Annotated in this window: 5 protein-coding genes, 3 pseudogenes and 1 CRISPR repeat array; all 8 genes and pseudogenes read right to left on the bottom strand. The window is 32.5% G+C overall.

Annotation, left to right across the window (positions count from 1 at the left end):
* Positions 1 to 61: 61 nt before the first annotated feature.
* A CRISPR array of direct repeats spans positions 62 to 461; the repeat unit is 37 nt; unit sequence GTTTCAATCCCTCATAGGGATTACTAATAGTTGAAAC.
* Positions 462 to 694: 233 nt separating this feature from the next.
* Positions 695 to 966: pseudogene (cas2, locus tag C4E06_RS04875) on the bottom strand (CRISPR-associated endonuclease Cas2).
* A gap of 43 nt (positions 967 to 1,009) precedes the next feature.
* Positions 1,010 to 2,015: pseudogene (gene cas1d, locus C4E06_RS04880) on the bottom strand (type I-D CRISPR-associated endonuclease Cas1d).
* A gap of 49 nt (positions 2,016 to 2,064) precedes the next feature.
* A complete protein-coding gene (gene cas4 / locus C4E06_RS04885; RefSeq protein WP_107667066.1) occupies positions 2,065 to 2,652 on the bottom strand; it encodes a CRISPR-associated protein Cas4 in 588 nt (195 codons plus the stop codon).
* Positions 2,653 to 2,712: 60 nt separating this feature from the next.
* Positions 2,713 to 3,533 (bottom strand): annotated as a pseudogene (cas6, locus tag C4E06_RS04890) (CRISPR-associated endoribonuclease Cas6).
* Between the two features lie 96 nt (positions 3,534 to 3,629).
* Positions 3,630 to 6,275, bottom strand: coding sequence for a CRISPR-associated helicase Cas3' (gene cas3 / locus C4E06_RS04895; RefSeq protein ID WP_198648321.1), 2,646 nt, complete (start codon positions 6,273 to 6,275; stop codon positions 3,630 to 3,632).
* Positions 6,276 to 6,384: 109 nt separating this feature from the next.
* Positions 6,385 to 7,230 (bottom strand): hypothetical protein, encoded by an 846-nt coding sequence (locus tag C4E06_RS04900; RefSeq protein WP_107667068.1) that lies wholly within the window; start codon positions 7,228 to 7,230, stop codon positions 6,385 to 6,387.
* A gap of 3 nt (positions 7,231 to 7,233) precedes the next feature.
* Complete coding sequence (locus C4E06_RS04905) at positions 7,234 to 8,127, bottom strand: hypothetical protein (RefSeq protein WP_107667069.1); 894 nt, start codon at positions 8,125 to 8,127, stop codon at positions 7,234 to 7,236.
* A 2-nt stretch (positions 8,128 to 8,129) separates the two neighbouring features.
* On the bottom strand, positions 8,130 to 10,769 hold the full coding sequence (locus tag C4E06_RS04910) for a hypothetical protein (RefSeq protein WP_107667070.1): 2,640 nt from the start codon (positions 10,767 to 10,769) through the stop codon (positions 8,130 to 8,132).
* Between the last annotated feature and the right edge of the window lie 150 nt (positions 10,770 to 10,919).

Here is a 10,919-nt window from a genome sequence, read left to right on the forward strand (position 1 = left end):
ATAGGGATTACTAAATAGTTGAAACCTTAGCAAGTAAAGTCTTAGGTTTACGAGGAACCTTGTTTCAATCCCTCATAGGGATTACTAATAGTTGAAACCCTTTAGGCACTAACCTTGAATAAACCACTCGTTGTTTCAATCCCTCATAGGGATTACTAATAGTTGAAACTTTTTATTTTCTCATCTCCTGTATTATCAAGCATTGTTTCAATCCCTCATAGGGATTACTAATAGTTGAAACGATAGTTTAAATCACTTAGTTGTAAGCTATAAGTCAAAGTTTCAATCCCTCATAGGGATTACTAATAGTTGAAACGCTTCTATCAAGTTCAGCGTCGGTGATATTCCAGTTAGTTTCAATCCCTCATAGGGATTACTAATAGTTGAAACGGTTAAGTTTGTGCCATCGCTGGTCATATTTTCAGTTTCAATCCCTCATAGGGATTACTAATAGTTGAAACGGCGGTACGCTGAAAGCCATATATTATGAGGTTTTCAAGGTACATTTGCGCTTCAGAGTAAAAAAACTGGGCTTGACTTTTATCTATCATATCATAAAATCGCTGAAACCATTGCTGTGACTGATGCGCTTGAGGTTTAGAGAGAGAAATAATCTCTAAGCTTGGCCTCATAAGGGTTAAAGGTCATTTTAGAAATTTACTCATTTGTACAGCTACCTCGTAGCGCAAAAATCTCAAACGACAAAAATAGTATTATCTCTGGGCATTTCTCCACCAATACGTTCAATTTTACCTTGACAACACTGACAAAGGAAGTAAAAACGAATACTATCATGTCTCCTTGAATTAATTTACTTAACCGATGCCTGAGTTTAGCATACTGAGTTTCAGTTAAATCACATTCAAAGATACTATACTGTACCCATTGACCATAAGATTTCAAAATCTCATGAATTTTATTACGGCGTTTATTTTCAGTGATATCGTAACTAACTAAGACAAACATGATAGTGAATAATTGATAGTGAGTAGTTTAGGCAAAAAAAATCTTATTTAAGAATTAGTGGGGGATATTTATCAGTTTCCCCCATAAGATACTTAGCCATGAGGCGAGCTTGCCATTCAAAAGACTCTTGATAAGTACATTGTCTTTTAAAAACAGGATGCTTAAATTTTGACTGTTTTTTTTGTTCATAAAGTCTCAAAAATATTTTCAAACTTTCTTTCTTAAGAGATACGGCTTTACTGAGAGATTCTTGTTCAAAATCTTCAGGTTTAAGGAGTTCATGATTAATAGCATTAAGAACAACAGCATCAACCACTAAAGGACGAAATTCTTCCATCAAATCTAAAGCCAAAGAGGGACGACCATACCGTTCAACGTGCAAATAACCCAAATAAGGATCAAAGCCAACAATGTTAATAGCACTTTGAATATCATGACGTAATAAAGCATATCCAAAACTAAGTAACGCATTAACAGGATCAGTCGGAGGACGACGATTACGATGAGTAAATTGAAAGTTTTTATTAGTAATCAACTCATTAAAACAGCCAAAATAAGCAGCACTACCAGCCCCTTCTAATCCTCTTAAAGAATTAATAGAAGTCGTTTCATTAATAGGAGCGATCGCCTGTTCAAGTTTAGTAAGGCTTTTACTAAGATCCAGATGTTCATGATTTCGTTGACGACGCATTAAACTATTACGATAGTTTTTTGAGTTTCCCTCTAACAAAACCTTGAACTAAATGAATAGCTTTGGGGGATTCACCCATCGCTTGCCATTGAGCTTTTCTGACAAAGATATTCTTAGTAACTTCAGGTTCAAGTCGTCCTAAATATTTACCAGTTACCGTTAGAAAACTCAAAGGAATGTGCCGTTCTAATATTTCTCTGACAACAGCAGGTGATAGAGTTGCACGTCCTAAAACTACAACACCATCAACTTTTAAGAAAGGAATATCTAACAGCTTTTTCTTATCAGCTTTGATAACTAGACGTTCATCAGTTTTGCCAATAAAAGCATCTTCTTGTGTAATGTAAGCAGTACCCATTTTGGTTAATAATTAATAGTGAATAGTAAATGGTTGATAATTGATAGATTTAATTGTCTTCTCGATAACTTTTAACTTTTTTGACAGCTTGGGGTAAACAATGAGAATAAAGACTACAGCCTTTACATCGTTTCGTATAATTAGCTTGAGGCATTTTTCCAGTTTTCATCATAGTTTGAATAGAATTAATAGTCATAATAGTTTGTTTTCGTAAAGAGTCAGAAATTGGAACTTCTTGACGTTGATGAGAATGAGCATAATAAATGTATCCTGTATTAATTGATTGATTTGTCATTTCTTCTAGACAAAGAGCTTGAGCGCAAACTTGTAATTCATCATTATCCCATTCACCTTTTTTACCTCTTTTATATTCAATGGGATAAAGTTGACCATGAATTTCTTCAATTAAGTCTGATTTTCCGATCAGTTGATAGCGTTCAGACTTTAACCAAATTGCCCTGATTTGATAAGTACCTCCTCGATTCTCTTCACTATTTGTATGTACTCGTTCATGTAAAGTGGTTCCTTCAATAGTATATTGATTATCAATAAATTCTGAAGCACAAAACATTAACCAACAACGATGAGGACAATAAGCGTAATGATTAAGAGAAGCGATCTGGATGTAGTCTGTCATGATAGTTAATCCTTAATAAAGGGAAAGATAATTATGTCAATTTAATAAGCAACAAAAAGGTTAATTAACAACTCTTCTTGTCATTCCCATTCCCATAGTTGTTTTACGTCCAATACCACAATAAAGAGCATAATCAGCTAACACATTAAAATGTTTGATTTGTAAAGAGTCAACTTCTCCTAATAGTCGATATTCAACCTTGCCAACACAACCAATAAATTTACTACGAGAGTCAGTAACGATTTGAGTCTGAATATCAAAACAACTAGGAAATAAATTATCTATTGTGAAGTCGGTGATTTTAAGAGAACTATATTTATTCCACCGATTTAAGAGACTTTTAAAGACAGATTCAGGAGTAGGAAGAGGCGTATCATATTTTCCTTGACGAAAAGCAGTAGGAGTAGCAAAAGTTAATTTAAAAGTGCGTTCTGTTGAAGATGCTTGTTCATATAATTGTTGATAAGGACAAGCATTTGCCCAAGGTTGTGTTGATTGAGGAGTGCCTAAAATGCTAGTAATCTGTAAATCGGCTGACCCCAAATGCCAAGGTTGATTAGGATTAAGATTAAGCCATAATTGAGTTAATTGACTAAATAAGGTATCATCCAATAAAGAAACTCGAAACCAACAGGACGTACCAGGGGAATAGCTTTATAATGAAGCCATTTAAGATTGTGATAATTAGCATTTCTTCTAATGATTTGTAAAGGAGAAAGAGTAAAAGCTTTATCAGATTGTGAGTGATGTAATGTGTTTCCTAATTGTTGATCAACATGACTAACTAAAGTAAGAAAAAGTGCGTGTATGTGTCGCCCGTTGAGGTAATTAGGAGAAATAGGGGATAAGGGAGTAAGGTTAATGACTAGACTGTGAGGCATTTTAGTTAATAGTTCTTATTTTTGTTTACCGTTACTGATAGCAACAAAAGTATGGCTGTGATTATTGATATTAATTCTTATCAACTGTGAATGATTTTAATCATTTGATAATGCTTTAATATAAGTAATTACAACAGATTTATCTTCCTTCGTTTTATATTGAAGTCTTTCTTCGTTACCTATTGGTTTCCATTTTATAAAGACACCAGGTAATTTGACAAAACCTAGCTCTGGAACGTATTCATAGGTTTTGGATGTTCCATGAATTGCTCCATTATGTTCTTTGTTTATGATAATAACAATATCTTTTTTGTAAGCTTGTCCCCAATACTTTAAGGGGTCTAATTTCCATCGAGTTTCTTCTTTATTGTATATATATTCATATACATCAACGTTGTTATATTTGTTCGTTTCTCCTGTGTCTTTATCTTCTTTAAAAATTAAACGATCAACAGCAATAGTAATTTGGGGTAATGTAGAAATTCTTTTTTCTAAGTCACGATTAATATCTGTTTCTCCATCATCGTAAACTAAAGTGACCGATGGAGTCCAACTACGAGTAATTACTAATCCCTTTTCATGAGAAGGTTGACAGGTTAAATCAGCTTTATAAACATAATCGTGCAACATAGAAAATAGTTCAACTACTCGATAATCATCTACTTGCTGTTGAGTAGAAACACAATTCATAAGAAGTGTAGCATCAAATTTTTTCCCATTAAGAGTGTCTAACACCGTTTTGTACTGCTCAAACTCATCATCATTTAAGCTATTGGTAAATTCAGGGATACTATTACCAATAACTATAATTTGAGAGTTTGGAATATCACCTTTTCGATTACAACGTCCAGCACGTTGAATTAAGTTCTCAGGATTACACATTTGAGTAATTAACAGTGTACTGTTTAAATCACAACCAACTTCAATCGCACTTGTTGTAACAACAATATAAGGTCGATTATTCTCATCTCTATCTTTAATTTGTTGATAAATACTGGTTCTAGAAAATTCAGAATCTTTGGGAATATCTGGGATTCTTCCATGATAAAGAAATAAAAATCGTTGTTGCTCATTATTCTTTATTTCTAATATTCTTTTCAGATTTTGATAAATAGCGACGGCATCTTTTACAGTTTCAACTATTGCAATAATTCTCTGTTTAGGATTAGATTGCCAATTATTGAGAATAATTTTAGTGAAAGCACCTTGAAAAGAATCTGGTGATTTTATATCATAATCAATATCTTGAATCCATTTAAACTGTTTTTGATTAGTAAAGGGCTGTTTTAATTTTTGTTCTAAGAAAATATTTAAGTTCTTCAGGTTCTCCCCATTATCTATATAGTCAATAATATCCTCTCGGAGATAATCAAATCTTTCTAATTGTTTTTCTGGCAAGGTTGCTGTCATTAAAATGAGGGATCTTCCTGCTTCATATAAGGCTTTTACTAAACCACAAAAATTAGTAAAGGAAATACTATCATAGCTATGAGCTTCATCAAAGCAAATTAACGTATTATCTTGATTGATACGATAAGGAAAAATAAATGATTTTTGTTTATCACCATAGCCAAAATATCGATACATAAATTTATCAAGAGTCGTTAAGATAATATTTCCTTTATAAAGATGACGGCGAGGATTGTTTTTCGGTTGTTTTCTTTCTCCATTTCTAAAAATATATCGAGTCATTTGTGTTCCTGTATCAATAACTAAGGATAAATCTCGACCTTGATTAACTGAAAGAGCAGAAAATTGGACTAAATATGATTCAATTCTTTGTCGATGATCTTCTAGTAAACTCTTCGTAGGTAACACAAGAATTAATTTATAATCATAAGCTAAACTGGGGATTAAGACAGCCTCAAGTTTTCCAGTTCCAGTGGGGGCTTTTAATATATATGATGGGTTAGGATTACTTTCTGGGTTTAACACAGAAATTAAATCTTGTTGCATTGGATTAGGAGTAAATTCTCTAAATTTTTGATACAATTGGGTTGCATCAACTTTTCTTATTTTTTCATTAAGTAAAGGTTTTAAGATAACTTTACTCTTGGTAGCTTGTAAATTTTTAGGCTGACTTTCCCACCATTTTTTTACATCTAATTGTAATTCTTGACTAATTTTTTGTTTATCTTCTGGTAAACTATTTTCAATTTTATCTCTAACTTCTTGAGTAAGAGGCATTGACCAAGTAGCTAAAGTTAATTCAATCTCGTTATCATCAAAGTTCCAAGGGTCTATATAAAAAAGATTTTTATTCTTTACGTCGTGGGTAATATTAAAATTCATAAAAGCACGGGATTCGGCTTGCTGATCATCTTCATAAAAACGACAAGCAATCTCTGCTTCTATTTGATCACACATTTCTAAAATATATAGTTCTTGTGCATAGGTTAACGGATTCAAAGATAAGTCTTGATAATAAGTTTTTGCTACTTTCCAAAGAGGATTAGTTTCATCTATTTGATTAATCATACTTTTTAAAATATACGTATCTCTACAAATATCGTGAACTGAATAATCATGATGTCCTCTAGCTAGTTTTTCTACCCACGGATCATAAGAACATTCAGCTACAAAACGATGTCCAGAAAATGAATAGGTTAACTGAGGTTTTCCGTTCTTAAATTCAATTTTTATAGAAAACTTTGGTGGTTTTCCCACATCATGTAAACCAGTACCTTTAGATACTCGTTTACGACGTAAATTAGAATGTTCGGGAAATTGCCACTTATTCACTAATTTTCTAACATTACCAGTATGATTACCCCCAGGTTGAAATAGAATTACATCAGGAATACATTCTCTATTATTTGTTCGGAAAAATAGACGAGCAAAATCATGACATTTAAGCATTAACTTTTTCTCCTGATAAAAGATTTACCAATGACGTAGGAATATTAATTATTCCGTCTGTATAAAACTCTAAAGTAGGTAAAGGTTCAGATTCTTTAGGATAGTAAGCTGCGACAAAAGGAATGAAACCATTAATAGGCGATGCAGTCGCACACGCAAAGCGTGACCGCTCTTGATCTAATAAGCCTATTCCATTATCTATTTGCTCATTAATCGACCAATCATAACGATAAAGATTGTAAATATCACATCCATTAACAAAATTATTTTCTTTTAATAAAGCTTCCATTGGAACGATAGTTGATGGATGTGCTGAAATTTTCTCTCGTTGTAATTTTATGATTGATGAAACTTCCTCAATAACAGCAAATCCTTCTTTACCTAATTTACAACCAAAAGACTCTAAATTTGATAAAGATTCTAAACTAGATTGAGATTCACTAACCACATACCCAACTAATTCATCAGTAATAAAATATTCCCAAGTATGTAATTGGAAATTTTCTCCTTTTTCAACATAAAGTCTAGAAAAAGTATCATGATTAAAAGAACGCATTCCTTTACGATAGGTGCGATGAACACCCCTATATGCTTTATTAACAGGATATGCACCTAATGTTACACAATGACGAGGTAATGTATAGTAAGGTGGCTTATTTTTATTGATAGTTGTTTCAGGAAGATCCAATCCATGACTTAACATTGCTAACCGTCGAAGAAACCCTGATAAGGTGGTCGGAGGGACAAAAGGATAAGTGGCGATATTAAGAATTGATCCTGGTAAAATACGAAAGGTCATCGCCGCCGTTGGACGAATTTTAAAGGTCAAACAATACATAATTTATGCTTGGAGAACGGTGTCAACAAATTGGCCAGCGTAATCTTGTAATTTCTCTAAAGCTTCATCTCCAATCCAGCGATCAAAGTGAGATGCTTGAATATGGTTAGTGTCTTCCTCCCCTTTTGCTAATCGTAGGAAATCAGAAATTGCTTGTTGAGGGTCAGTTTGAGAAGGAGAAATCAAAGGACGTTTTCCTCTTGGAGAAAGATATTTATCAACAACTAAAAGAGGAGTATTTTCATGTTCTGCGATCGCAATTCCTTTCGGGTTTCCTGAACCAATACGAGGAAGGGAATCTAAAAAAGCATAAGCAACGGCATAAAAATCAGGTTCGGTAATGCTTAAAGCATGATTAGAAACAGGATATAAAATACCTGGTTGATTATATTGTCGTTTGAAAGGAATTGGGGTTTCATCTTTCCCTTCTTCTGGACTTGCTAAACGGGAAGGGTGCATTGCTCTTTGTTTTTCTTCGGGATAAATTTTTTGAATAGCAACGCCTCCTCCATGAGTAACCCTACCAATTAAGGTTTTGTTACCTGCAATTAAACCTCCATAAACGCTACAAATTGGACAATCAACCTTAGCACAAGTTTTAGGAATACCACAGTCCAATTTATCAGATAATAACTCACCACTTTTTACAGGCGACCACAGTAAACAACGACGTTCAACACCTCGTCTTTTAGTTGGTGAAAGATAACATTTTTCAATCTCTTGTCCATCTTTCGTGCTAAGTTTAACAGTTTCAACTAAGTTAACATTAACTTGTACTTCATGACCTAAATAAAGTTCTTGAGAGCCTTCAAGAATAGCGTAAATATCAAAATGTAAGCGTTGACTATCTGCTAATGGTAATCCAGTTGTTGTAGTTGTTGTAGTTTCTTTTGCCATGATTAATTATCTCCTTTAGATGAAAGTTTACGAACTAATTCAGGAAAACGAGTGTAAAGAGAAAGTTTGAGATTATAAGTTAAATCCCTCCAATCTTTTTCTTGTGCATAATTATTTTCTAGCTCAGGATTAGCAAAGTAAGCATAAGCTTTAGTTAAGTCATCAGCATACAATTGAAGCCATTTTTTACCATCTTTATCAGTTTCTTCTCTCGAAGAAATTCCTAATTTGTTTTCAAGAAGTATTTTGGCTTGATCATAAATAAAATAATTGTCAGAATTATGATAAAGTCTCGCTTGAACACTGGTTTTCTTTTCATCGCCCAATGTGGCATAATAGCCAAAAGCAATAGGATCATCAATTTGCTCAATTAATTTACTAACTTCTCGTTCTGCATCTTCAGGTTTCATCATTTTTCTTGCTGTACTTTCTAAAGATTGAGCAAATGCGTAAGTTAAACCTGTTAATGCTGCCACATCTTCATAAAGTTTGTAACGTCTCCACAAGGGATCTCTCTTCATGTCTTCTCCTTTTTTTTCAAGGTCATAGATAATGGTTTGATAATACTTTTCTCTAACTTGTTCTAATAATAAGCGATTAGAAACACTAGAATATTTTAGCAGTGTATAATCTGCTAAGGAGGGTAAGTCTTGCTGAACATAACGAATAGCATCTCCTAATTTTAAGTTAATTTCTTGTCCTTTATTTCCTTTAGTAACAATAGTCTGACTATATCCTTCCATTAAGCCTTTAATAAATATTAATTGTCGATTTTCTAAGGTTAATGGTTGACTACTTTGTAGGTAAAGTTTAAAGATCCAATCAGATAGAATTTCAAGAGGGAATTTTGAAGCTATCTTGGCTAAAGCATATTGCTTTAATCCTAATTTTTGAGATGCCCAATCACCGGATGTTCTCTCTTTTTGGGAATTAAGAATAAAATATTTACCAGAAATAATGTCCATTTCTCCCGTTACCCATCCTCTTATATAATCTTTTAATTTCAGTTGTTTAACTTGAGAATCATTTTTAAAATAAGAAGTTTTTAGAAATGATTTAGATTCTAGTTTTAAGATAATACTGTCATCTGTTACCTTTAAGGGTGAAGCAAAAGACAATACGGAACAACAAGAACAGATATAAGGTCTATCTTCACTAGATGAGGATTGACGACGCTGAGAAGGTCTTTCAAACATGAATCTAGCGACTTTCCATTGAGAACTTTTTTTATCCAAAGCAACACCACAGGAATAACAAAATTCTTTCCCATCATCTCCTGCTGTTCGCATTTCTACAGGTCTAGGTTTTATTGTTAGTAAAGGTTTAGGTATTTCATCAAATTTAGTCATTTCTAATAAACGATACATTTCTATAATACATTGTGTAAAAATATCACCACGAGTTGAATTAATTTGTTCAGTTGCTGATTTATTGAAAGATTTAGCTAGATTAATAATATCTGTAAATTTGTCGGGATTTTGTTCAATATCTAGTCTAATAAATTCAAAAGGATTTCCTTGCGATTGTTCAAGTAATTGTTGTTTAGTAGCAATGGACTCTACACTAAAAATTATTTTCGAATTCAGTTTCGTTTTTTGTTTTTTAAATTTGTTTATTTCTGTTTTTTTCAAACCGTTATGATCTAACTCTAAATCAATAGCTTGAATTTCATTCCAGTAAATAGATTGCTCTTGTAATATTTTATCTATGCCTTTCTGAAAAGATTCTTTATATTTTTTTTCTTCCTTATCCTGCATTTCTTGTTCTTTTTTCAATTGTTTTGTTTCGGCTTCTAATTCCTTATTTTTTTTCTTTCTTTCCTTCTCATCTAATTCTGTATTCTCAATGTCTTCAGTAAGAAAATTAATCTTGTTATTAATATTGTTAATTTTAATTTGGCGATCATCTTGACGTTTTTTTACTTGTTGACAAACTGCAAAGTATAAAGAAGCTAAAATAATTGCTTGATCTCGATTGATAATAGGGATTTCTAAGGTACTAAATCCTCTCCCTGCTAAAGTAACACTCTTAAGCATTAAAATAAATGTTTGTCTTAAATTAGATAGAGTTTGCTTAACATCTCCATCTTTAGAAAAAGCAATTTCTTTGATAAATTTATTCCAACTCTCTGTTAAATCTATAGATTCTTGTGTTTTAGGAATGAAAATTGAAATGTGATAATCACTTTCCTGAATGACAGGAATTTTATAGTTTTTTTGTAAATACTCTAAAAATCTATCAATAATACTTTCGTAAGCTAATCTTGCTTGTAATTCTCCAGGTAAAGGAGGTTTATATAATAGCTGAATTTGACCAATATCGTGATTCTCATAAATAACCCTTTTGTCTTCAATTCTCAGTTCTTTTAATTGTTTTCTAGGTTGAGTAGATTTAGCTTTTTTTAGATTTAACTGTCTTAGCAAGCGTGAATCACCCAAAGATTGTGCGATCACTACTGCTTCAGGATAATGAGATAAAATTTCTAGAATGTTTAAACTACAAACTTTTGCTGACAATGCAGACACTAACATACAAATCTTACTGGTTTCACTTTCATCTTGTGATTTGTCTGTTTTTAGTTTGTCTCTTTGTTGTAATGATTGTAGTGGTTGGTCAAATAAACTGAGTTGTTGAGCATCCATTTATTATGATCCTATATTTTAAGAGAAGGCAAATACATCTTAAATTAGCTAACAGAAACTAGCTAATCGGGTGTTTAGATGAGGGAGAATACAGTGATAACCCTCATCTTCTGAATGAATATGTGATTAAGCGATCGCTGTTGACTCGAT

The organism is Cyanothece sp. BG0011, assembly GCF_003013815.1.
Lineage (GTDB): Bacteria > Cyanobacteriota > Cyanobacteriia > Cyanobacteriales > Microcystaceae > Crocosphaera.

Coding starts and splice junctions, on each gene's coding strand:
- cas4 (WP_107667066.1), bottom strand. CDS start 2,652: ATGACAGACTACATCCAGATCGCTTCTCTTAATCATTACGCTTATTGT.
- C4E06_RS04900 (WP_107667068.1), bottom strand. CDS start 7,230: ATGTATTGTTTGACCTTTAAAATTCGTCCAACGGCGGCGATGACCTTT.
- C4E06_RS04905 (WP_107667069.1), bottom strand. CDS start 8,127: ATGGCAAAAGAAACTACAACAACTACAACAACTGGATTACCATTAGCA.
- C4E06_RS04910 (WP_107667070.1), bottom strand. CDS start 10,769: ATGGATGCTCAACAACTCAGTTTATTTGACCAACCACTACAATCATTA.